Below are 22,406 nucleotides of genomic sequence, written 5' to 3' on the forward strand. Positions count from 1 at the left end.
GTCCTCGACCGCCGCGCGCCCGAGCCCCACCCCCAGCCGGTCGGTGAAGCCCAGCAAGTCGCCGAAGCCGACCCCGTCGTCGTCAACCAAGTCCACCGCCACGTCCACCGGCCTGTCAGCAGCGGAGCGGCGCCTGCTGGTGCTGCTCAACGAGCGGCGTCGCGCGCTCGGGCTGAACGAGGTCAAGCTCGGCACGGCGCAGCACCGGGCCGCGGAATCCTGCGTACGGCAGAACCTGAACGGGAGTGGCCTGCAGCACTGCGGGCACGAGGTCCTGTTCGCCTCGTCGGGCAACTCCTCGCCGGAGCAGATGATCGAGGCCTGGTTCAACAGTCCCGGCCACAAGACGGCGCTGACGTACGCCAGTTCCCGCTTCGCCGGCCCGGCGATCGTCTTCAACGGCAGCCGCCAGGTCGCCGCCATCAACATCGACTACTGAAGGGCCTGTCACATGCCGGCGCGAACCAGACCGGCCGCGTCGGACGTCGAGCGCCCCGGTCCGCTGGGCGGACCGGGGCGCCTCATGGTGGCAGTCCTCTCGACGCCTCGCCCGTCTCCTTCGCCAGGGCTTCCCGTGCGGAAGCCTCCTCCAGCGAACATTCAGCGGACCGGCGCGGGCGCCGGTCTCATCGGGGAGCTTCCCAGTCGCCGGTCCGCATGAAGCGCTCCAGGCGCAACGTGGGCTCGGTGAGGTCCCAGCGCTTTCCGGCGACCCACTCGTCGTCGTAGTAGGAGCGACGGTACGGCTCGGCACCGTCGGCCGCCACGATGACCACCGCACCCGACTCGCCCGCCTGACTCATACGGTTCACCAGGTGACACGCGCCCCAGAGACAGGCGCCGGTGGACGGTCCGGCCGCCACGCCGCCTGCCGTGGCGAGATATCGCATGGCGGCCACGCTCGACACGTCCGGCACCGGGATGACCAGGTCGACGACGTCGGGATCGAAGGCCGGCTCCATCCGCGGCCGCCCGATGCCCTCGATGCGCGACGGCATTCCGGTCGCATAGTCGCGGCACCCGGTGGCCCAGCCGGGGAAATACGCCGAGTTCTCCGCGTCGACGACCGCCAGCCGGGTGGCGTGCCCGTGCCGCCGCAGGTAGCGGCCGATCGCCCGCGAGGTGGCCCCGGTGCCGGCGCCGGTCACGATCCACGCGGGCTCCGGACGGCCCTGGGCCGCGAAGTCGCGCAGGATCTCGTCGGGCAGGCCGGGCACGCCGTCGTCGAGGTCTGCGTCGATGGCCGGCCCGAGCGTGGACAGGCAGTCCAGGTAGTACCCGTTCGACTGGCCGGCTAGCCGCTCGGCGTTCTCGTACACGGCCAGCGGCGGATCGACCCGGTGGGCGGTCCCGCCCTGCGCGACGATCCGGGCGATGCGGTCCGGCGACGACTTACCGGGCACGACCGCGGTGAACGGCAGCCCCAGCACCCGGGCGAAGTGCGCCTCCGCGACCGCCATGTTCCCGCTGGTCGCCTCCACCAACTGCGTCCCCCGACGGATGACGCCCCGGGAGAGCGCGTGCAGGAAGAGGCTTCGGGCGAAGCGGTATTTGACACTTCCGGTGGGCCGCGCCGACTCATCTTTGACGAACATCGTCGCAGACGATTCACCGGGGAAGGGGAAACGAATCAGAGGCGTCGCTTTCTCGACGGTCCGATCGGCTTCAAGAACAGCCGTAGCTCGGCGGCCCCAATCATCTCCGGAGAATTCCGGGTGAAGTCCCGTCAATGCCATCCAGATCCCATCAGCGCTCGGAGGACAAGACTTCCGACAACTGCGTGAGGCGGTCCCGGACCGAACTCACCAGGACGCCGCCGCTCGCCTCGTCCCGCCGCAGCTTGCCGCGCTTTACAAGATCATGGACGCCCTGCCGGGTGATGCCGAGCATCGCGCTCGCCACCGTGAGCGAGACCGCCTCGGCGGCCGGATGACCGAACCGGCGCGCCACGAGCGCCCCGAAGGGCGTGCGCCACCACTCGAACGGCGGCGCGAAGACGTCGCCGGACTGGTAGATCTCGGCGGTCAGGCGTCGAGCAGTCTCGGCGGCGAGCCGTTCGTCCGGGCCGAGCACCTGCGCCGCCCACACCTCGGCGGCGATCTCCAGCTGGCCGCGGAGCACCGAGGACACGGGCGGATCGTCGCCGGCCGTCCCCAGCAGCCGGTCCAGCGGATCGAGGAGGCGCGCCCCGACGTCGCGCACGAGCTGACGGACGATGGCCACGTGAACTGCGGTCGACACCTCGCCCCACGCGGGCCTGCCGTCCACGAGATCGTTGCCAGCTGCCGGTTCGCCGTTCACAGTGCACCTCCGCGCTCGCGCCCCAGCCTAGCAGCCACTTGACAGCATCCGTAAAGTCGCTGGGGAGTTCCACGCGCTGGTTGCCAAGAGTGAAATTGCCCTACACCCCACCCTCGCCAAGGAATTGGCGGACGCCGTCAGGTGGTGGCGTTCGCCACGAAGCGCTTACCGCGCACGAAGGAACACGCCGGCCCTGCTCCTCGACAGCAGAGGCGTTGTACTCCGAGTCCGAAATCGCGGCCGTCACGCACCACCACCTGGTGCGGCAGGGCGGCCGGTCCCACCACCGGTCAGCAGATACGAGAAAGGCCCCAACCCAGTGGGAACCACCAGGTCAGGGCCTTAATCGTCGGTGCGCCGCCAGGGACTCGAACCCCGAACCCGCGGATTAAGAGTCCGCTGCTCTGCCAGTTGAGCTAGCGGCGCTCGCTGACAACGGGACGAGACGTTAGCACGCCCGCCCGCCACCCCGGAGAAGCAGGGTCGGCCTCACCGCAACGCCAGCGTGACCTGCCCGGTTGCGGCCCCGGACGGGTCCACCACCAGGGTGTACGCCCCCGAGGCCGGCAACACCGCCGGCCCGAGTTCACCGGCTCCGTTGATCACGCAGCCGGTGGCGACGGTGCTGCCGTCGGGCGCGCGCAGCGCCAGCACGCCGCACTGGTCGGGCAGGTCGGAGGCGGTGGCGCTCACCGTCACCGACGTGCCGGCCGCGGCGGTGAACCGGTAGCCGGTGACAGCACCGGGCCGGTCCACGACGGCGACGACAGGCGGCCCGCCGAGCGTGATCGCCGCCTCCCGGTCCCGGCCGGTGACCACCCGCAGCGTGGTCGTGCCGGTGCCGCGTTCGTTCGGGTCGACCACCACTGTGTACGTCCCGTCGGTGGGCAGCACCGTGCCGTCGACCTCGCCGACGCCGTTGATCACGCAGCCGCTGCGCAGCAGCCGCCCGTCGGCGTCCCGCAGTTCCAGCGGGGAGCACTGGTCGGTGAGGCTGCTCGTCGGCACCTCCACGTAGACGCGCTCACCTGCGCGGGCGGTGAACCGGTAGCGCGCCCGCGCGCCGGGTTGCTCCACTGTCGCGGTGACCGCCGGGCCGTTCGGCTGCAGCGTGCCCTCGCTGTCCCGGGCTTTGTACACCCGCACGGCGGCGCGGCCGGTGTCACCGGGTGCGGCAGCGACGCTCAGCGCGTACGTGCCGGTGGCGGTGAGGTCGACGCGGTCGACGTACCCGGCGCCGTTGATGTTGCAGCCGCTGGCGATCTCCCGGCCGCCCGGGTCGGTGAGCACGTACGGCGAGCAGCGGTCGCCGATGCCCGGTGCGGTGGTGTCGACGAAGACGGCGTCCCCGGCGCGGGCGGCGAACGTCAGCGGCTCGCCGCCGGGGGCGAGCGTGGCGGTGGCGACGGGTACGGCGGTGATCGGGGTGGCGGCCGGCGGCGCGACCCGTTCGGTGCTGGCCCCTGCGACGGCGAACTCGGGGCGGCCGCTGACCGCGACGTCGAAGACGCACTCGGCGAGCTGGGCGGGTGCCGTGACACCGGCCCAGCGGCAGATCTGGTCGGCCGCCGCGCGCCGGGCCGGGTCGAGGTCGCCGACGGTGAACTCCCGTTCCGGGAACGCGCGGTCGGTGAACGTGCCGGTGTCCTGCCCGTCGTCGTAGTGCAGCAGCGAGCGGTCGGGGGCGATCCGCCAGCTGTCCGCGTACGCGGGATAGAGCTTCGCGAAAGGCACGGGCTGGACCAGCGCCGCCCCGGAGGCGGGCGTGATGTCGTCGGCGGGGTCGCCGTCGAAGTCGCCGAGCAGGCCGCGTACCTTCCCGGCCCGGCCGTCGGCCAGCCGCACCAGGATCCGGTAGCCGTAGCTGCCGATCTGGTCCACCGCCGCCGCGGACCCGTCCGGCCACGTCACGTCGTACCCGTCGGTGGGGCCGGTGTCCGACGGGCGGCGGGTGAGGGTGCCGCCGCCGGCCAGGTCGGTGCGGTCCGGCGTGGCCGGTGGCGCGCCGTCGACGTGCACGCGGGTGCCGCCGTCGGTGAGGGTGAGCGCGACGCGGTGCGCGCCGACCCGGAACGCGACTGCCGAGTTGACCGAGGCGGTACGCGTGCCGGCCATCGGGGTCTGCCGGACCTGCACCTCCAGCGGGTCACCGCCGGTGGAGGCGACCAGCGTGAACTCGCCCACGGCCTGGAAGTCGTAGGCGACCCGGTCGAACGTGACCAGGTGCGGATCGCCGTTGCTGCCGCCACAGTCCGCGCCGTCCTCGCAGAGCTTCACCGGCCCCTTCGGCGGCGGCGTCTTCTTGGCCGGCTTCTTGCACTCGTCGAGGTTCTTCGGCAGCGTCTTCCCGTCGTACTCGGTGCGCGGCGGCAACCCCTTCGCCGCCCGGTAGCGGTTCTCCGCGAGCGTCGCCTTGACCTCGGCGGTACGGATGCCGGTGCCGCCGCACTCGCCCTGCGGCACGGCGTCCCGGGAGATGTCGTCGGCGTGGTTCAGCTCGTGGTAGAGCGCGGCGCAGGGGTCGCGGGCCACGCCGTCGCCGTACGGGTCGGTGGAGGTCGGGTTCCACGTGACGGTCGAGGAGCCCTTGCCGTCGGCGCTCTGCGGCGTCTCGAACGCGCCGGAGCCACCTGTCGTCGGGATGATCCGTTCCCGGGGACTCTTCTTGTCGCGCAGGCGGGGCAGCAGGCCGGACGGGTCGCCGCCGGGTAGCGCGAACCCGGCCAGGCAGCCGTCGACAGCCGCCTGGAAGTCGACGCCGCTGACCGGCACCCCGGCGGTCGGGTCGACGCCGTAGTCGGCCCGCGCCGGCCGGGCGCCACCGCCGACGAGCGCGCCGACTGCTACCAGCAGCAGCACCACGGCGGCGGTCGGCCGGCGTCGTCGGCGCACCAGCAGCAGTACGACCAGCGCGACGGCGAGCAGCGCCAGCGCTCCCCCGGCCACCACCCAGAGCCGGCGGAGGCCGGTCCCGCCGTCGTCGGACACGGTGAACGTGGTGGTCCGCAGCGCCGTCGCGCCCGCGCACAGATCCGCCGCGCCGGTCATCGGCAGCGTCACGTAGCCCGCGGTCACCTCGTACCGGCCGGGTGCGCCGACCGGCCAGAGCGTGTCCAGCCCACCGCCGTCCGGGGTGGCGGCCACCGAGCGGAGCACGACGTCGCCGTCGTGCAGCCGTACCCCGGTCAACGCCACGGTGGCGGTCGCGCGCCTCTCCACTGTGGTCAGTCCGGCGGTGGCGGGAGCGCCGATCCCGTCCTCGAAGAAGCTGCGGGCGAGCGTCGGCGTGAGGTCACGCCCGTCCCGGCGTACCCCGGTGACCTGCACGGTGCCGACGGCGCGGGTGGCGAGCGCGCACGCCGCGCCGGTGGTGTTCGTGACGGTGAGGTCGAGACGGACCTGGTCCCCGGCGCGGTAGTCGGCCTGGCCGGACCGCAGGGCCAGGCCGAGGCCGCCGTCGGCGGGCGCCGCGGCGCCGCTCGCCGCCCCGGTCGCCAGAGCTGTCGCGAGTACGCCGAGCGCTGCCGCCAGCCGCAGGGTCCACCTCATGGTGCGGACTGTAGGGGCGGGGTGGCCGGTTTCGTCGCGGTCTGTCGGGGACCGGTCGGAGCCGTATCCTGCTGGTGATGAATGTCTTCGGCACGGTGGCCGACCTGTACGAGCGCGCGCGGCCCGGGTATCCGCCGGAGATCGCCGAGTCGATCCTCGCCTACCATCGGGGCACGCCGGCGTCAGTCGTCGAGGTGGGCGCGGGCACCGGGAAGGGCACCGAGGTGCTGGCCCGCCTCGGTGCGCCCCTGACCTGCGTGGAGCCCGACGCGCGGATGGCGGCCCGGCTGGTCGAGCGGTTTCCGGACGCCCGTGTCGAGACAACGACGTTCGAGCGATGGTCGCCGCCCTCGGGCGGGGTGGACGTGCTCGGCTGCGCGATGGCCTGGCACTGGCTGGACCCGGCCACCCGCAACGCCCTGGCCCGGCGCGCCCTGGCGCCCGGCGGCACGCTCGCCGTGTTCGGGCACCGCTACGACTACGCGGACGCCGCCCAGCGGGACGCCGTCCGGGCCGCGCTGCGATCCGTCGACCCCACCGTGCGGGAACGGCCCGTCGACTGGTTCCACCGGGACCTCCTCGACAGCGGGCAGTTCGACGACGTACGCCGCGAGGTGATCCGGCGGGAGCTGCCGCTGGACAAGGAGCGGTATCTGGCGCTGATGCGCACGTTCGGGCCGTACCTGTCCCGGACCCCGGAGCAGCAGCGACGCGGGATCGCCGCCCTGGACCGGCTGGTGGACGACTTCGGCGGCACCGTCGTGCTCGACCTGCGGACCACGCTCGTGCTGGGCCGGGCCGATGCTCGGTGACCGGTGGGGCGTGTCGGACGGCGAGACGCTGCGCCGCTACCCGTGCGACGACTTCGTGCCCGCGCCCACGTTGCGGGCGTGGCGCGGGGTGAGCGTGGACGCGCCACCGGCGGCCGTGTGGCAGTGGGTCGGCCAGATCCGGCTCGCGCCCTACTCGTACGACTGGATCGACAACCTCGGCCGCCGCTCACCGCAACTGCTGGTGGGCCTTCCCGAGCCGGTGGTCGGCGAGCCGTTCACCACCGCGGGCGGCCGGCGACGGGGCCGGATCCTCGCGGTCGAGCCGGGGCGTCACCTCACCGGTCGGATCATGGGCGCGGTCCTGTCGTACGTCCTGGTGCCGGACGCCGGGAACACGACCCGCTTGCTGCTCAAAGTCGTGATGCGGGCGAACCCGGTGATCGCCCTCGGTGGATGCCTCGGAGACCTGGTGATGGCGCGCCGGCAGTTGCTGAACCTCAAGCGGCTCGCCGAGCAGGACGCGGACCGCTGACCGTCGGCACCGGCGTGGCGAGAATCCGGCGGATCCTGGCATTTTCGCCTCTCGTCGCCGGCAACCGGCCTTCCTAGGCTCCGTCCCGACACGCTTTTCCGCGAACGGAAACGGGGCTGGGTCGTGCTTCGCTATGTCATGCCGGTCGTGATCGGGCTGGTCTACGCCGGGCTCAACTCCCTCGTGCCCGAGCCCCACCGGCGGCGGCTGAACGCGCTCGTCGTCACCGGCGCCGGGGCCGCCTACATCAGCGGTGGCGGGTTCGGGCTGTGGGAACTGGCGTTCTGCGCCCTACTGCTGGTGGTGGGCTACGCCGGGCTCACCTCGTACACCTTCATCGGGGTGGGCTGGCTTCTGCACACGGCCTGGGACGTCCTGCACCACCGTCGCGGCACCCCGATCATCCCGTCGCTGCACGACTCGTCCTTCGGCTGCGCGCTCTGCGATCCGGTCATCGCGCTCTGGTGCCTCACCGGCGGCCTGTCGGTCAAGGACATGTACCACCGGCTCAGGCGGCCGGCGTCCGGCACGCGCCGCCCGGTCCCGACTGGTTGAATCCCGCCATGCACACAGTGGCCGTGCTCGCCCTGGACAGCGTCGTGCCGTTCGACCTGGCCACCCCGATGGAGGTCTTCGGCCGCACCCGCCTGCCCGACGGCCGCCCCGGGTACCGCGTCGTCGTCTGCGCCGCGACGCCGACGGTCACCACCGGCGCGTTCAGCATCGCGGTGCCGTACGGCCTGGACGTCCTCGCCGACGCGGACACCGTCGTCGTACCCGGTGTCTCCGATCCCGCCGCCGCGACGCCCGCAGCAGTCCTCGACGCGCTGCGCGCCGCCGCGGCCAACGGCGCCCGGATCGCCTCGATCTGCGGCGGCGCGTTCACCCTCGCCGCGACCGGCCTGCTCGACGGGCATCGGGCCACCACGCACTGGGTCGCCACCGGCCGGCTCGCCGCCCGGCACCCGCGGGTCCGGGTCGACCCCGACGTCCTGTACGTCGACAACGGCCAGTTCCTGACCTCCGCCGGCGCCGCCGCCGGACTCGACCTGTGCCTGCACCTGGTCCGGCGCGACCACGGCGCCGCCGTCGCCGCCGACGCGGCGCGGCTGTCAGTCATGCCGCTGGAACGCGCGGGTGGGCAGGCGCAGTTCATCACGCACGAGCCGCCCGCCCCCGACGGGGCGACGCTGGAGCCGCTGCTGGCCTGGATGCTCGACAACACCGGGCGTGAGCTGACCCTCGCCGACATCGCCCGGCACGCCGGGCTGAGCACCCGCACGCTGAACCGTCGGTTCCGGGACCAGACCGGCACCACCCCGCTGCGGTGGCTGCACCGGGTACGCGTGCACCAGGCTCAGCACCTGCTGGAGACCACCACCCATCCCGTCGACCGGGTGGCCAGCCAGGTCGGTTTCGGCTCCACCACGGCGTTCCGGGACCGCTTCAAGCGGATCACCGGCACCAGTCCGCAGGCGTACCGCCGCAGCTTCCGGGGCGTCTGACCGAGGGACCGGCCCGGTGGGTCACGCCGGTGGTCGTTCGACAGGAGCGCTGCTCAGCACGCCGTCGGGGCGGACCTCCTGGCGAAGACGCGCCAGGTCGACGAACCGGTCGCCGTCAACGGGGGCGGCGTCGAGCAGGCGCAGGACCACCGTGCAGTACTTGGCCATCGTGTTGCGGCCCGGCATGAAAATGGACAACTCATCGTGGGCGTCGGGCGTCTGCACGCTCAGGTCGTCGGGCAGGGACGGCAGCGTCTCCGGGGCGCCCGCCACCGCGACCTTGACCGTCCAGAACGGCCCGGTGCCGTCGAGTACGCGCCGGTCCTGTTCCGGCGTCTCCAGCGCCGGCGTCCGCCACGGCTCGCCCAGGCAGGTGATGCCGGCCTGCCGCACGGTGGCGACCAGTTCGGCCGCCGCCGCCGTGATGATCTCCTCGGCCCGGTCCCACTCCTGCGCGTCACGGCCCAGCGGTGTACCCGGCACGAGCCGCGCCACCACAGTCGTGGCCGGCACGTGCCGCAACCGCGGTTCAGGCTGCGCCTCGAAGACGGCGCGTGCCGCCTCGATCGCGTCGGCCTGAGCCCGGCGTTGCCGGCTGACCTCGTCGCTGTGCCGGTCGAGCAGGGCGAGCGCCTGGTCCGGTTCGTCGAGGGCACGCCGGACGAGCTTTACGCTCATCCCGGTGTCCCGCAGCAGCGTGATCAGCATGGCCCGTTCCACCTGGTCGAAGGCGTACGAGCGGTGACCGGTCCGTTCGTCGATCTCGGCGGGCACGAGCAGCCCTTCGGCGTGGTAGAAGCGCAGCGCCTGCGGCGACAGGTGGCACATCTGGCTGAACTCGCTGATCGACAACATGACCCCAGACTGCCCCCTGCAGTAACCGGAAGGGCAAGTGACGTCGCGCCTAACGCCTGTCGTCGTCGCGCCCGTTCTGGGGCAGCCCGGCCGCGGCCGCGATGGTCTCAACCGCGTGTTCCAGGCCGGTGGTCTCCGGGAGGACGAGTTCGCCGGGCCAGCCCAGGACGTCGTACGCGGCGTACCAACCGCTCATCTGCTCGGCGGTGAACTCACCGGCCTGCGGGCGGGTCAGATGCCGGCGCAGCGTCTCGGCCAGCGACACGTCCAGGTAGCAGAACAGCGACCGCCCCCGATGGCCGTCCCGCAGCGAGGTCAGCATGGTGCGGTAGCGGCCGGTGTACAGGATGCCTTCCAGGACCACGTGGTAGCCGTGATCGAGGGCGAACCGGGCGGTCTGCTCGATCAGGGCGGGCGCCACGCCGCCGGGCTTGTCCCGTTCGCGCAGGACGATACGGCGCAGGTAGTCCTGTTCGACGAGGGCGCAGCCCCGCCCGTGCCGGCGTCGTAGCTCGCGGGCGATGCTGCTCTTGCCCGAGCCGGAGTTGCCCCGGATGCAGACGAGGATCGTGCCCGAGCTGCCGGTGGCCTCAGCGGACACGATCCCTCCCTGACGTCAGGTACCGCAGGCGGATGCCGATCAGGCCCGGGTGATCACCAGGAACGCGTACCCGATCACCTTCGTGCCGTCCCAGTTGTACATGGGGCGGCACGCCTGCGGCTTCGTCCACGACGACTGGTACTTGGGTCGGGCTTCGTTGCAGGCCTTCAGGGTCGAGTAGGTCGGGCTCGAGTAGTCCGCGTACGCGGGCGCGCCCAGACCGAGCACCAGGGCGCCCGCGACCGAGGTGGCGGCGACGAGGCTGCGGATCCGCGGCCGTCGGAGAGCTTTCATGTCTTCTCCCATTCTGATCGTCGTCGCCCGACCGTCCATCATGGCCGCACGACCATGATCAGCTTAGGGCGGCGGCACAAGGCGCACCCCCGGGCCGGTTCCCCACCCCGCCTCACGGCCGATCACCCGCCGCACCGGCACCCACGTACGCGAAAAAGGCCCCGACCGGCGTGGAACGCCTGGTCAGGGCCTTGCTCGTTGGTGCGCCGCCAGGGACTCGAACCCCGAACCCGCGGATTAAGAGTCCGCTGCTCTGCCAGTTGAGCTAGCGGCGCTCTCTGACAACGGGAAGAAGATTAGCACGCCCGCCGAGGCGGGTTCCAATCCGATACCGGGGTCCACCCTTCGGACGAGCTTAACCGGCGAAAGCGGCTAAAACGGTCACCTGATCCGGCGCGGGGGCGGGCGCGGGAGCGTCGATACGGCACGATGTCCGCCAGGCACGCGAGGACAGGGGTGGGCATGGGCAGGTTCGCGCGGGCCGGGGCGACGGTGGGCGCCCTGGTCCTGACGGCGTCGCTGGCACTGACCGGGTGCGGCGGCGGCGACGAGGGGAAGAAGCCGGAGTTCGTGCCCGGCCAGCAGCAGGTCGGCGGCGTCTCGTCCTCCGCGCCCGAACCGAGCGTCGCACCCAGCGACAGCGCCGCCGCGCCGCCGCTGACGGTGAGCCCGGCCGACGGCGCGAACGGCCGGCCGGTCAGCACCGAGATCAGCGCCCGCATCCCCGGCGGCGGCACCGTGTCGAAGGTGGCGCTCGCCACCGCCGACGGCGCCAACGTCGCCGGCCGGATGCGGCGCGACGGCTCCAGCTGGGTGCCGTCGGCCGCGCTGAAGTACGGCACCAAGTACACCGCCACTGTCACCGGCGCCGGCAAGGACGGCCAGACCTACCAGGGCACCAGCACGTTCACCACGATGGCCAAGCCCAAGTCGATGATCGGCTCCGGCCTCTACATGTTCAGCGGCAAGACGTACGGGGTCGCCATGCCCGTGGTCGCCGAGTTCTCCCCGGGCATCCCGAAGAAGGACCGGGCCGCGGTGCAGAAGCGGATGTTCGTGCAGACCGACCCGCCGCAGCCAGGCGCCTGGCACTGGGTCGACAACGGCACCCAGGCGTACTACCGCGCGCCGGAGTACTGGAAGACCGGCACCACGATCACGGTCCGGCTGGCGCTCGCCGGGATCCCGCTGAGCAACGGCCGGTACGGCAACATCGACCGCAGCGCCACCGCCAAGATCGGCCGCGCGTTCGAGATGACCGTGGACAACGCGACCAAGCAGATGACGGTCTCCGAGAACGGCACGGTCATCCGTACGCTGCCGGTCAGCCTGGGCAAGAAGAGCACCCCCTCCTCCAGCGGCACGATGGTGGTGATGGAGAAGAAGGAGTCCACCGTCTTCGACACCCGCAGCGAGCCGGACCCGGCCAACCGCTACGTCACCGAGATCGACTTCGCCCAGCGGATCACCTGGGGCGGCGAGTACATCCACGCCGCGCCCTGGTCCGAGGGTGTGCAGGGGCGCCGCAACGTCTCGCACGGCTGCGTGAACGTGTCGATGGCCAACGGCCGGTGGCTGTTCGGCAAGACGATGGTGGGCGACCCGATCACGGTGAAGGGCACCGAACGCCGCCTGGCCCCTGGTAACGGCTGGACGGCGTGGAGCATGGGCTGGTCGCAGTTCGTCGCCGGCAGCGCGCTGCCCGTTCCGCAGGGCGGGCAGCCGGCGCCGTTCTGACCGGCGTAACGTGGTCGGACACGCCACCTCCGACGAAGCGCCGGACACCAGCGGAATCGTTACACCCGGGCGGGGTGTTCCGTTTCACGTCCGGCAACGCGTACCCGCTCCGGCGCGTCTGACCTGAGACGACGGGGAACGGCATCACCTTGTGAGGGAGTCATGCGAGCTGGCCAGGACGAACCGATCCGGGGCGTGAGCGCCCGACGCGTCGGCCGCCGCCGTGCGCTGGCAGCCGGGCTGCTCGCCGCCGCGATGGCCCTGACCGCCTGCACCAGCGGCGGTGGCGACAAGCCGTCGAGCTGGCAGGGCGGCGGCGACGGCGGCGAGAAGGCCCCGAAGGCGGCGGCCACCATCAGCGAGCCCGCCGCCGACGCCAAGGACGTGCCCGCGTCCACCGCCGTCACCTTCACCACGAAGGACGCGCAGGACACCACCGTCGAGCTGAAGGACGCCGCCGGCAAGGTCGTCGACGGCACGCTCGCGGCGGACGGCGGGAGCTGGCTGCCGTCAGCGGCCCTGGAGTACGGGCAGACGTACACGGCGACCGTGACCGCGACCGGCGACGACGGCAAGCCCGCCACCGCGACCAGCACGTTCACCACGATGGCGAAGCCGGCCAAGCAGATCCGGGTCACCAGCTTCCTGGGCGACAACCAGGTCGTGGGCGTGGCCATGCCGCTGATCGTGAAGTTCGGCCGGGCCATCCCGGAGGACTACCGCGACGACATCCAGCGCCGGATGACAGTCACCTCGAAGCCGGCCCAGGAGGGCATCTGGCACTGGGTGAGCCCGACCGAGGTGCGCTACCGGCCCAAGACGTTCTGGAAGGCCAACAGCACCGTCAGCTACAAGGTGCAGGCGGGCGGGCTGCCGCTGGGCGGCGGCTGGTACGGCCGGGCCGACCTCAGCGTCGACGTCAAGATCGGCCCGTCGTTCGTGATGACTGTCGACAACCGCACCAAGCGGATGACTGTCACCCGCGACGGCAAGGTGGTCAAGACCATCCCGGTGAGCCTGGGCAAGAAGAGCACCCCCTCCTCCAGCGGCACCATGGTGGTGATCGAGAAGCTCCGGCACACGGTCTTCGACACCATGGAGGAGCTGGGCCCGGAGGAGGGCTACCGCACCGAGATCGACTACGCCCAGCGGCTCACCTGGGGCGGCGAGTTCATCCACGCCGCGCCCTGGTCCGAGGGCGTGCAGGGCCGCACGAACGTGTCGCACGGCTGCGTCAACGTCTCGATGAAGGAAGGCAACTGGCTGTTCGCCAACACCCGCATCGGTGACCCGATCACCGTCAAGGGCACCGAGCGCAAGCTCCAGAACGGCAACGGCTGGACCGACTGGAACATGAGCTGGGACGAGTACGTCAAGGGCAGTGCCCTGCCGTACGAGCCGCCGGCCGCCGACGCCACGCCGGACGCCGGTACGCCGAGCGTCGAGCCGACCCCCTGACACCCGCACACGACGAAGCCCCCTCCTGGAGGAGGGGGCTTCGTGTTGGGGTGACTGATGGGAATTGAACCCACGACAACCGGGACCACAACCCGGTGCTCTGCCAACTGAGCTACAGCCACCATGCTCGCCGCTCCGGTCACCCGGGGCGGTGCGCGGACCAATCATAGCCACACCACGGCCGACCCCGTCCACCGGGTTCGGCGCGGGCGTCAGAGCTGGGCGGCGATCGCCTTCGCGGCCTCGACGTCCGGCCCGGGCAGCGGTACGAACACGGTCCGCCGGTAGTACTCCAACTCGCGGATGCTCTCCCGGATGTCGGCGAGCGCCCGGTGTGCCAGGCCCTTCTGCGGCTGCCCGAAGTACACCCGCGGGTACCAGCGCCGGCACAGCTCCTTGATCGAGGACACGTCGATCATCCGGTAGTGCAGGTGGGCGTCGAGCCGGGTCATGTCGCGGGCCAGGAAACCCCGGTCCGTGGCGATCGAGTTGCCGCACAACGGCGCGGTACGCGGATCCTTCACGTAGCTGGTCACGTAGTCGAGCACCATGTCCTCGGCCTCGGCCAGCGTCACCGTGGAGCGGCGTACCTCCTCGGTGAGGCCGGACTTGGCGTGCATGGTGCGCACGATCTCCGGCATGCCGTCGAGCGCCTCGTCGTCGGCGTGGATCACCACGTCGACACCGTCACCGAGCACGTTGAGGTCGGGATCGGTGACGAGCGCGGCGACCTCGATCAGGGCGTCCCGCCGCAGGTCGAGCCCGGTCATCTCACAGTCGATCCAGACGAGAAGATCAGCCACCGGGACAGACTACGCGCCGCCGACGCGCCCGCGCCTCGGCCCGGCGGCCGAGGTGGACCGCTAGGGTTTCCTGCGTGCCAGCCGAACCCGTCGCCCCACCCGCCGTCGCCCGCGACGACGCGGGCGGGCGCACGGCTCGCCGGGTGGTCGCGGTGCTGGCACTGGTCGCGATCCTGCCGGCGCTCTACCTGCCCAACCTGCGCCACGACTACTACGACCAGAAGATCTACATGTCGGCGATGGACTGGTGGGCGGCCGGGCACCCGCTCTACGACTACGTCCAGCCGGACCGGGTGCAGGGTGCCCTCTACTTCACCTATCCGCCGTTCGCGGCGCTGCTCCTGGCACCGTTCGGGTATCTGCGGCTCGGCGTGGCCATCGCCGCCTTCGCGGTGCTGACAGTTGCCGCCGTGGTGGTGACCACCCGGTGGCTGGTCCTGCCGGTGCTGCGGCGGCACGACCTGCCGCTCGGGTTCGGCCTGACCGTCGCCGTGCTGCTGGTGCTGGCGGTGGAGAGCACCCGGGAGACGCTCACGCTCGGGCAGATCAACATGTTGCTGGTGGTGCTGATCCTGGCCGACCTGCTGTTCGCCGTACCGCAGGGTCGGCGCTGGGCCGGCGTGGGCGTGGGGCTGGCCGCGGCGCTCAAGCTCTTCCCCGGCATCTTCGTGCTCTACCTGCTCGCCGCCCGGAAGTGGCGGGCGGCGGCCGTGGCGGCGGTGACAGCGGCGGTGGCCACGCTGCTGGCGGCGGCGGTCGCGCCGGGCGACTCGTGGCGGTTCTGGACCCACGAGCTGTGGGTGACCGACCGGGTGGGCCGCCCCGACTACACCGGCAACCAGTCGCTGTTCGGGCTGCTCAGCCGCCTGACCGCGCCGGCCGAGCCGGACCGGCTGCTGTGGCTGTTGCTCGCGCTGGCGGTGGCCGCGTTCGGACTGTGGCGGGCGGCGCGCGCGGCCCGGGCGGGTGACGCGCTGGTGGGTCTCACCCTGACCGGGCTGGTGGGCGGGCTGGTCAGCCCGATCACCTGGATCCACCACCTGTACTGGTTCATCCCCGCAGTGGTGGTGCTCGTCGACGCGGCACTGGACGCCGATCCGGCGACGCCCGCCGGGGCCCGCCGTCGCGGCGGCCTCTTCGCGCTGGCCGCCGTCGTCGGCCTGCCGATCGTGTACGGGTTGGTGACGTTCCAGGACTGGGGCACCGCCATCGTGCACACGGACGACCCGGTCGACTTCGTGGTCCGCAACGTGTACGTGCTGCTGAGCCTGCTCCTGCTCGCGGTGCTGCCGATCCGCCGGCATGCGGACGAGGAACCGGCGACTCGGACTGAACGGACACACCTCGCAACAAATGGCGATCAGCGCTAATCTGGTATCAACTACCTCAGGTATCTCCCAGGTAGCACCGATCCCCCGGTGAAGAACGGCCCTCCGCGTCGGCAGCGCGGAGGGCCGTTCGGGTTCGCGTCGTCAGTCCTCGTCGGGGCACCGGCCGGGCGGCGGAGCAATCGCCGCACGGGTCCGCCCGCCCGCCCCGGAGCCCACTGCCACCAGGTGCCGCTCGGGTCGCGACGCCGGGCCCGGCTGCCGGCCCAGCCCGCTCAGCGACGTGACGCCGAGGCGCCCGGCCAGCACCGGCACCTGGTCCGGCTCGACCACGAAGACCACCTCACGCGGCCGCAGCGGGCGCAGCAGCACCACCACGGCGAGGACCACCAGCAGCGTCCCGCCGGCCAGCAGCGCCCACGCCAGCCCGGGGAACCACCCGGCCCGCAGCTCGGCACGCATGCGCAGGTCGAGTCCGTCCGCGCCGTCCACGCGCATCACGACCAGGCTCAACGACCGGCCGGAAAGCTCCGCCGGGCTCCACTCCAGGGAGCCGACGCCCTCGCGTACCCAGAAGGGCTGGGACATCGGCGCGACGGCGCCGGTGCCGGCGGTGGCCGGGTCGAGGTCGACAGGTAGCGCACCTCGGGTGACCGCGACGCGGCGCACGGTGCTGTGCGGGACGTCGGCCAGCCACAGTCGCACCTGGTCGGCCGGGGCGAGGCCGAGGAAGACCTCGCCGTCGTCGTCCCGCGCGGTCAGGTGCAGCCGGGCCTGCCCGGTGCGCGCCAGCGGCAGGTCGGCGCGCAGCAACGCGTCCACGTCGGCCACCAGCACCGCGCGGGCCGGCGTGCGGACCGGCTCGAACCGGGCGCCGAACCCGCCGTCGGGGCCGGCGTGCCGGGCGGCGAGCCAGAGACCTCCACCCGCCAGCAGCGCCGGAATCCCCAGGGCCAGCAGCACCATGCCGGCGATCGTGCGTACGAAACGCATTCGCGTCGTCCCTCTCGGTAGCCAATTACCCGGCCGACCTTACCGACGTGCGTCGGCCGATCGCCGGATATCGGCGGCACCCGTCCGGGACGGCGACCGGCCCGGCGGATCGTTCCGCCGGGCCGGTGAATCGCTCACGTTCAGGACTTCGCCGCGGGCTCCCGCCGGGTACGCGCGAACGCCAGGCCGCCGAGGGCCAGGCCGCCCAGTCCGGCGACCAGGCCGGCCACCCCGAGGGCGGTGGCGGCGCCGGAGCCGTCGTCGTCATCGTCGTCGTCCGCCGCGGCGGCCGGCGCGCTCGCGCCCGGCGAGGCGGGCGCCGCGGCGGCCAGCTTGAGCACCGGCGCCGGGTTCTCCGGCTCCTCCGCGCCCGGCGTCGGCTCCTCGATCCACCGGGAGACGTTGCCGTCGGAGTACGTCTGGAGCACCTTGAACACCATCGTGTCGGCCTGCGGCAGCGGACCCATCGACACCGGGAACTCCTGGAACTCGCCCGGCTTCACGCCCCCGTTCGGCGCGGCGGTGAAGGTCAGCTTGGAGACCGCCTCGGTGAGCTGGCTGCCGTGCACCTCGATCGGCGGGTCGACCTTGCGCTTCTCCACCGCGACCGTCCAGCCCGCCACCGGCATGGTGGAGACCGAGCCGACCGGGGCGTTCTCCGGCAGGTTCACCTCGACCTTGACTGTCGACGCCGTGTCGCTCTCGTTCGGCACCCGGAACGCGAACCGGCCGTAGCCGCCCTGCGTACCCTCGGCCGGGTTGATCGTGACGTGCGCCGAGGCCGGCCCGGCCAGGCCGAGCACCGCCGTGGCGACGGCGGTGAGGGTCAGCGCGGCGACTGTCGCGGGGCGCCGGAGACGGATCATCAGATGGGACCTTCCGTTACTTGATCGGCACGGTGGCGGTCACCGTGGCCTGGTCGATGTCGGTCGTGCGGACGGTGATGCGCAACTGCCAGTCGCCTCGCGCCGGCAGGTTGACCTCGCCGGTGGCGTGGTTGTCGCTGAGCGGGAGCAGCGGGACGGTGATCGGCTCGATCCCGGCCGACGGCAGCGCGGCGGTGACCTTCCACTCCTGCACCGGCTGGGGACGGCTGTCCTTGGTGTAGGCGTACAGGTGCAGCGAGTTGTTGCCGGTCTCGGCCGGGTCCAGCTGGACCTCCAGCGAGTAGATCGGGCTGCTGAGCGTCGTGGAGAAGTAGCCCCGCTCGGCGCCCCCGACGTCCGCGGCGGCGGTGCGCGCCGGGGTGGTCTGCACGAGCGTCGCCGACACGCCCAGCACCACCGCCGTGATCACCAGCTCGGCCACCACGGCCCGTCGCATCGCACCCGGCCGGCCGGCGGCGACCCGCCGCCGCACCAGCGCCCGGGAGTACGCGGCCACGCCGATCACCAGCGCGAACAGCACGATCTTGGCGAGCAGGAGCCGCCCGTACGTGGTGCCGAACAGCGCCTGAATGCCGGCCACCTCGATCAGGCCCTGCACGGTGCCGGCCAGCAGCAGCGCGGCCACCGCGAGCGCGGCCCAGCGGGACCAGATCGGCAGGATCGCGTCCAGCTCGCGCTCGTCGGCCCGGCGCAGCAGGAACACCGCGAGCATGACCAGACCGCCCAGCCAGACGGCCATGCCGCCCAGGTGCACCGCGTCCACCACCACCGAGACGGCGGGCGCGGGCGAGGCCGCCGCGTGCCCGGCCAGCGGCCAGGTGAACAACGCCGCGCCGCCGAGGACGGCCAGGATGATCCCGTCGGTACGGCCGATCGGACCGGCGAACAGCGGCCGGAGCAGGAACGCCGCCGCGGCGAGCAGGCCCAGCCGGACCAGGTGCGTGGTGCCGTAGGCGCTGCCCAGCACGTCGCCCAGGCCGGAACCGGTCACGTCGAACAGGCCGCCGCCGTTGACGTACGGCACCTGGAGCCACACCTCGGCGAGCGTCGCCGCCACCAGCAGGCCCAGCCCGGTCCAGGCCAGCCGTGCCGGTCCCCGGCGGGACAGCCGGCGCGGCCAGAGCGCGGCGAGCACCAGCGCCGGGCCGACGAGCAGCAGCAAACCGGCGTAGCCGGCGTACTTCGCCACCTTCACCGCGTTCTCGGTGACCGGGTTCGCCCGGTTGTCCGAGCCGCTGTCCGTGGGCGGCTCCGACGGCGCGCCGACGGAGTAGGTGAAGGCGCCGGAGACCGGGTGGCTGTCGGCCGAGATGACCCGGTAGCTCACCAGGTAGGTGCCGCGCGCGCCGGACGGGTCCACCGGGATGGTGACTTCGGCGCCCTGGAACGTCGGCTCGCCCCGGTCGGCCCGCGAGCCGTCGGGGGCGATCACCCGTACCTTCCCGGGCACCTTGCGGACGCCCTCACTGAACGTGATCACCACCTGCGCGGGCGCCTCGGGCACCACGGCGGAGGCGGCCGGGCTGCTGCTCACCAGCACCGCGTGGGCGGCGGCCGGGGTGGCCGGGACGAGCAGCAGGGCGACCAGCAGGAGCAGCAGCCCGGCGGCGGCCCCGGAACGGGCGGCGACGACCCGGGACGGGCGGCGTACGGCAGCAGTCATGACCGCCATGGTTCCCGAACCGGGGCGGGTCCGGCGAGCCGGTCTCCGGCGGGCGTGACCGGGCGCCCACCCGGCACGGCGGCGCGCGCCACGCCGGGCCTGCTCGGAGGTCATGGGAGGGTAGTCGGACGGCGGACGGAAAAAGTTCCCGGCGTGTGCCGGACCACGGAATGGGTCGAAGGACCCTGTCCCCTCCAGGTACGCCGCGTAACCTCGGGTGACGTGATCCCCGGCCCGCGCGACACCGCCGCCGACCGCCCCGAGGCGGCACCCGACGCTGCCCGGGACGCGGCCACCGGCTGGGCCCTGGCCGCCCGCGACGGGAACCGCGACGCGCAGGCCGCCTTCGTCCGGGCCACCCAGGCCGAGGTGTGGCGCTTCGCCGCCGCGCTCGTCGACCCGGACAGCGCGGACGACCTGACCCAGGAGACGTACCTGCGGGCGTTCCGGGCGCTGTCCGGCTTCGAAGGGCGCTCCAGCGTGCGTACCTGGCTGCTCGGGATCGCCCGGCGGGCCTGCGCCGACCACCTGCGGACAGTGGTGCGCCGCCGCCGGCTCGACGCGCGGCTCGCCGCCCAGGCCGCCACCGACCGCCCGTACCCGGACCCGGCCGGGCAGCTCGGCGCCACCGACCTGGTCCGCCGGCTGCCCGCCGAGCGGCGCTCCGCGTTCGTGCTCACCCAGCTGCTCGGCCTGTCGTACGCCGAGGCCGCCGACGTGGAGGGGGTGCCGGTGGGCACGATCCGCTCCCGGGTGGCCCGCGCCCGCGACGAACTGGTCGACGCCGTCGGCGACACGCTGGCCGGGTAGCGGGAACCTTTCGTGGCGCTCGGACGACGAATGACTGTGACCCCCTCCCCCTCCCGGGCCGGCCGCTGGCCGACCCTGCGGCCCTGGCTCGGCGTCGCGGCCCGCCTCGGACTCGCCGCGGTGTGGTTGATCGCCGGCGGCACCAAGGTCGGCGACCTGGCCGCCTCCGGCCGGGCCGTGAACGCGTACCAGGTGATGCCGTACGACGTGGCCACCGTGATCGGCGCGGCGCTGCCGTTCGTCGAGCTGGCCCTGGGCGTGCTGCTGCTCGCCGGGCTCGCCACCCGGCTCAGCGCCGGTGTGTCAGCGGCGCTGCTCGTGGTCTTCATCGCCGGCATCGCCTCGGCCTGGGCCCGGGGCCTGGCCATCGACTGCGGGTGCTTCGGCAGCGGCGGGCAGCTCGCCGCCGGCGAGACGCCCAGCTACCTCCCGGAGATCCTCCGGGACCTCGGGTTCCTGGTACTCGCCGGGTTCCTGCTGATCTGGCCCCGCACCCCGTTCTCCGTGGACGGGTGGCTGGCGGGCGACGACACCGTGGAGGACACCGATGAGCAGTCGTAAGGGGCGCAAGGACGCGGCCCGGGTCGTACGCGAGCAGATCGCCCGGGAGAAGCGGCGCAAGCGCACGCTCTGGACCTCGATCGCCGCGGTGCTGGTGCTCGTCATCGCCGGCGGCATCGGCTGGGCCGCCTACTCCAGCCAGAAGTCCGACGAGTTCACCGCCCCGGCCGGGGCCAACGACGCCGGCACCGGCATCGTGCTCGGCACCGGACCGGTCACCATCGACCTGTACGAGGACTACCTCTGCCCGGCCTGCAAGCAGTTCCAGCAGATCAACGGCGAGACGCTCAACCAGCTCGTCAGCGAGGGCAAGGCGAAGCTGGTGTTCCACCCGGTCGCGTTCCTGAACCGCTTCTCCACCACGGAATACTCCACCCGCGCCTCGGCCGCCTCCGGCTGCGCCGCGCAGGGCGGCAAGTTCCGCGAGTTCACCGACCAGCTCTTCGACAGGCAACCGCCGGAGGGGGGCGCAGGGCTCAGCAACGACGAACTCGTCGACATCGGCGCGGGCGTCGGGCTGAACCGCGACGAGTTCGCCTCCTGCGTCTCCGACGGCACGTACCGGTCGTGGACCGAGCACGTCACCGACGAGGCGAGCAAGTCCGGCGTGACCGGCACCCCGACCATCAAGATCAACGGCAGTGAGCTCCAGGACCGCAGCCCGGAAGGGCTCAAGTCGGCGGTGGAGGCGGCCGGCAAGTGATCGCACCCCTGCGCCGGGCCGCGCTGGTGCTCGCCGTCGCGGCAACCGCCCTGCTCACACTCGCCGCGCCGGCCGCCGCACACGGTGCCGACGCGCCCGACGGCACCGACTACCGCGCCACCGTCAGCGGCGTCGACCCGGGCGGTCCCGGGCTCACCGCGCGCATGGTGGAGGCCGGTGCGCGGCTGGAGCTGACGAACGACACGGGCGCCGACGTCACGGTGCTCGGCTACTCCGGTGAGCCGTACCTGCGCATCGGCCCGGCCGGCGTGCACGAGAACACCCGCTCCCCCGCCACCTACCTGAACCGGACGCTGGCCGGGGAGACCCGGCTGCCCGCCGAGGCGAACCCGGCCGCCGCGCCCGACTGGCGGCGGATCGACGACGGACCCACCGCCCGCTGGCACGACCAGCGCACGCTGTGGCGGGAGGACGCCCCGCCGGCCGCCGTCGCCGCCGACCCGGACCGGGAACACCGGGTACGCGACTGGACGGTGCCGCTGCGCGCCGGTGACACCACCGGAGCGGTACGCGGCACGCTGGACTGGGTACCGCCGCCCGACCCGTACCCCTGGTGGGTGGCCGCCACGCTGGGCTTCCTGATCATCGGCGCGGCGGGACTGGCGCCGGGCGGCACCGCCGCCGGGGTACGGGCGCTGCGCGCCGTGGGCGCGCTGCTCGCACTGGGCGGCGCGGCGACGGTGGCGCTCACCGTCGCCCGCGCGCTGGACACCGGCACCCCCGGCGTCGGCGGAACGCTCGCCGAGCTGGTCACCGGTCAGGTGTGGACGCTGCTCACCGGGCTCGGTGCGCTCGCCGCCGGCGGGTACGCGCTGGCCCGCCGCCCGGCCGCCGACTTCGTGCTGGCGCTCGCGGGCGCCTGCCTCACGCTGTTCGCCGGAGTGACGAACCTGGCCGCGCTGTCCCGCTCGATCCCCCCGGCCGCCGGCCCGGCCGCGCTGGTCCGGGTCGGCCCGCGCTGGCTGCTCAGCCGGGCCCTGATCGAGCTGCCGTTCGTACTGTTCGCGTTCGCGCTGCCGTTCCTGGGTGCGG

At 72.9% G+C, this 22,406-nt stretch carries 21 protein-coding genes, 3 tRNA genes and 1 pseudogene; 12 read left to right on the forward strand and 13 right to left on the reverse strand.

All coding sequences use genetic code 11. The features are described 5' to 3' along the window. A partial coding sequence (locus F8279_RS21985; protein ID WP_368668838.1) for a CAP domain-containing protein occupies nucleotides 1–439 on the forward strand: 439 nt, incomplete at its 5' end. 187 nt (nucleotides 440–626) lie between these two features. On the opposite strand, the gene F8279_RS21990 is transcribed toward F8279_RS21985, so the two are convergent. The 4 genes from F8279_RS21990 to F8279_RS22005 form a co-directional block, all read right to left on the reverse strand. Next, nucleotides 627–1,736, reverse strand: a complete 1,110-nt coding sequence (locus F8279_RS21990) for a PLP-dependent cysteine synthase family protein (RefSeq protein WP_151500910.1) — start codon at nucleotides 1,734–1,736, stop codon at nucleotides 627–629. A 10-nt stretch (nucleotides 1,737–1,746) separates the two neighbouring features. Then, nucleotides 1,747–2,301 carry a hypothetical protein gene (locus F8279_RS21995; RefSeq protein ID WP_225853367.1) on the reverse strand — a complete coding sequence of 185 codons (555 nt, stop codon included), beginning with the start codon at nucleotides 2,299–2,301 and terminating at the stop codon, nucleotides 1,747–1,749. Between the two features lie 353 nt (nucleotides 2,302–2,654). After that, nucleotides 2,655–2,727: transfer RNA gene (locus F8279_RS22000), tRNA-Lys, on the reverse strand. 63 nt (nucleotides 2,728–2,790) lie between these two features. Further along, nucleotides 2,791–5,850, reverse strand: a complete 3,060-nt coding sequence (locus F8279_RS22005; protein WP_151500911.1) for a VWD domain-containing protein — start codon at nucleotides 5,848–5,850, stop codon at nucleotides 2,791–2,793. 77 nt (nucleotides 5,851–5,927) lie between these two features. On the opposite strand from F8279_RS22005, the gene F8279_RS22010 reads away from it, so the two are divergent. From F8279_RS22010 to F8279_RS22025, 4 genes are all read left to right on the forward strand, one after another. Continuing rightward, nucleotides 5,928–6,662 carry a trans-aconitate 2-methyltransferase gene (locus F8279_RS22010; protein WP_151500912.1) on the forward strand — a complete coding sequence of 245 codons (735 nt, stop codon included), beginning with the start codon at nucleotides 5,928–5,930 and terminating at the stop codon, nucleotides 6,660–6,662. Next, nucleotides 6,652–7,155 carry an SRPBCC family protein gene (locus F8279_RS22015; RefSeq protein ID WP_151500913.1) on the forward strand — a complete coding sequence of 168 codons (504 nt, stop codon included), beginning with the start codon at nucleotides 6,652–6,654 and terminating at the stop codon, nucleotides 7,153–7,155. Before F8279_RS22010 ends, F8279_RS22015 begins: the two co-directional genes overlap by 11 nt. Nucleotides 7,156–7,293: 138 nt before the next feature. Further along, nucleotides 7,294–7,710, forward strand: coding sequence for a DUF6010 family protein (locus F8279_RS22020; protein ID WP_151500914.1), 417 nt, complete (start codon nucleotides 7,294–7,296; stop codon nucleotides 7,708–7,710). A gap of 8 nt (nucleotides 7,711–7,718) precedes the next feature. Next, the gene (locus tag F8279_RS22025) at nucleotides 7,719–8,660 is read left to right on the forward strand and encodes a GlxA family transcriptional regulator (protein ID WP_151500915.1); all 942 of its coding nucleotides are present in this window, start codon (nucleotides 7,719–7,721) and stop codon (nucleotides 8,658–8,660) included. Between the two features lie 21 nt (nucleotides 8,661–8,681). Here F8279_RS22025 and F8279_RS22030 read toward each other — a convergent pair whose 3' ends face one another. The 4 genes from F8279_RS22030 to F8279_RS22045 all read right to left on the reverse strand — a co-directional run bounded on the left by F8279_RS22030 (nucleotide 8,682) and on the right by F8279_RS22045 (nucleotide 10,685). Further along, nucleotides 8,682–9,515 carry a MerR family transcriptional regulator gene (locus F8279_RS22030; RefSeq protein ID WP_151500916.1) on the reverse strand — a complete coding sequence of 278 codons (834 nt, stop codon included), beginning with the start codon at nucleotides 9,513–9,515 and terminating at the stop codon, nucleotides 8,682–8,684. A gap of 49 nt (nucleotides 9,516–9,564) precedes the next feature. Beyond that, the gene (locus F8279_RS22035; protein WP_151500917.1) at nucleotides 9,565–10,116 is read right to left on the reverse strand and encodes a kinase; all 552 of its coding nucleotides are present in this window, start codon (nucleotides 10,114–10,116) and stop codon (nucleotides 9,565–9,567) included. A gap of 39 nt (nucleotides 10,117–10,155) precedes the next feature. Beyond that, the gene (locus F8279_RS22040) at nucleotides 10,156–10,410 is read right to left on the reverse strand and encodes a hypothetical protein (RefSeq protein ID WP_151500918.1); all 255 of its coding nucleotides are present in this window, start codon (nucleotides 10,408–10,410) and stop codon (nucleotides 10,156–10,158) included. 199 nt (nucleotides 10,411–10,609) lie between these two features. After that, a tRNA-Lys gene (locus F8279_RS22045) sits at nucleotides 10,610–10,685 on the reverse strand. Nucleotides 10,686–10,872: 187 nt separating this feature from the next. Between F8279_RS22045 and F8279_RS22050 the strand changes: the two genes are divergently transcribed. Next, on the forward strand, nucleotides 10,873–12,147 hold the full coding sequence (locus F8279_RS22050) for an Ig-like domain-containing protein (protein ID WP_151500919.1): 1,275 nt from the start codon (nucleotides 10,873–10,875) through the stop codon (nucleotides 12,145–12,147). 162 nt (nucleotides 12,148–12,309) lie between these two features. After that, nucleotides 12,310–13,605 carry an Ig-like domain-containing protein gene (locus tag F8279_RS22055; protein WP_151500920.1) on the forward strand — a complete coding sequence of 432 codons (1,296 nt, stop codon included), beginning with the start codon at nucleotides 12,310–12,312 and terminating at the stop codon, nucleotides 13,603–13,605. A 46-nt stretch (nucleotides 13,606–13,651) separates the two neighbouring features. Here F8279_RS22055 and F8279_RS22060 read toward each other — a convergent pair. Next, nucleotides 13,652–13,727, reverse strand: a tRNA-His gene (locus F8279_RS22060). A gap of 90 nt (nucleotides 13,728–13,817) precedes the next feature. Next, a complete protein-coding gene (orn, locus tag F8279_RS22065; protein WP_013474266.1) occupies nucleotides 13,818–14,408 on the reverse strand; it encodes an oligoribonuclease in 591 nt (196 codons plus the stop codon). Nucleotides 14,409–14,482: 74 nt separating this feature from the next. On the opposite strand from orn, the gene F8279_RS22070 reads away from it, so the two are divergent. Continuing rightward, nucleotides 14,483–15,778, forward strand: coding sequence for a glycosyltransferase 87 family protein (locus F8279_RS22070; protein WP_151500921.1), 1,296 nt, complete (start codon nucleotides 14,483–14,485; stop codon nucleotides 15,776–15,778). A 102-nt stretch (nucleotides 15,779–15,880) separates the two neighbouring features. Here F8279_RS22070 and F8279_RS22075 read toward each other — a convergent pair whose 3' ends face one another. From F8279_RS22075 to F8279_RS22085, 3 genes are all read right to left on the reverse strand, one after another. After that, nucleotides 15,881–16,729, reverse strand: coding sequence for a hypothetical protein (locus F8279_RS22075; protein ID WP_151500922.1), 849 nt, complete (start codon nucleotides 16,727–16,729; stop codon nucleotides 15,881–15,883). A gap of 140 nt (nucleotides 16,730–16,869) precedes the next feature. After that, a complete protein-coding gene (locus F8279_RS22080; RefSeq protein ID WP_151500923.1) occupies nucleotides 16,870–17,595 on the reverse strand; it encodes a YcnI family protein in 726 nt (241 codons plus the stop codon). Nucleotides 17,596–17,611: 16 nt separating this feature from the next. Further along, nucleotides 17,612–19,288, reverse strand: coding sequence for a copper resistance CopC/CopD family protein (locus F8279_RS22085; protein ID WP_175438691.1), 1,677 nt, complete (start codon nucleotides 19,286–19,288; stop codon nucleotides 17,612–17,614). A gap of 213 nt (nucleotides 19,289–19,501) precedes the next feature. On the opposite strand from F8279_RS22085, the gene F8279_RS22090 reads away from it, so the two are divergent. From F8279_RS22090 to F8279_RS30350, 4 genes and pseudogenes are all read left to right on the forward strand, one after another. Next, nucleotides 19,502–20,089 carry a sigma-70 family RNA polymerase sigma factor gene (locus F8279_RS22090; RefSeq protein WP_151500924.1) on the forward strand — a complete coding sequence of 196 codons (588 nt, stop codon included), beginning with the start codon at nucleotides 19,502–19,504 and terminating at the stop codon, nucleotides 20,087–20,089. Between the two features lie 30 nt (nucleotides 20,090–20,119). Continuing rightward, nucleotides 20,120–20,650, forward strand: a complete 531-nt coding sequence (locus tag F8279_RS22095; RefSeq protein WP_151500925.1) for a MauE/DoxX family redox-associated membrane protein — start codon at nucleotides 20,120–20,122, stop codon at nucleotides 20,648–20,650. Continuing rightward, on the forward strand, nucleotides 20,637–21,353 hold the full coding sequence (locus F8279_RS22100) for a thioredoxin domain-containing protein (protein ID WP_151500926.1): 717 nt from the start codon (nucleotides 20,637–20,639) through the stop codon (nucleotides 21,351–21,353). The genes F8279_RS22095 and F8279_RS22100 overlap by 14 nt, the downstream gene beginning before the upstream one ends. Nucleotides 21,354–22,306: 953 nt before the next feature. Next, nucleotides 22,307–22,406, forward strand: a pseudogene (locus F8279_RS30350) (cobalt ECF transporter T component CbiQ); the annotation flags it as partial.

Source organism: Micromonospora sp. AMSO1212t (genome assembly GCF_008868145.1).
Classification (GTDB): Bacteria; Actinomycetota; Actinomycetes; order Mycobacteriales; family Micromonosporaceae; genus Micromonospora; species Micromonospora tulbaghiae.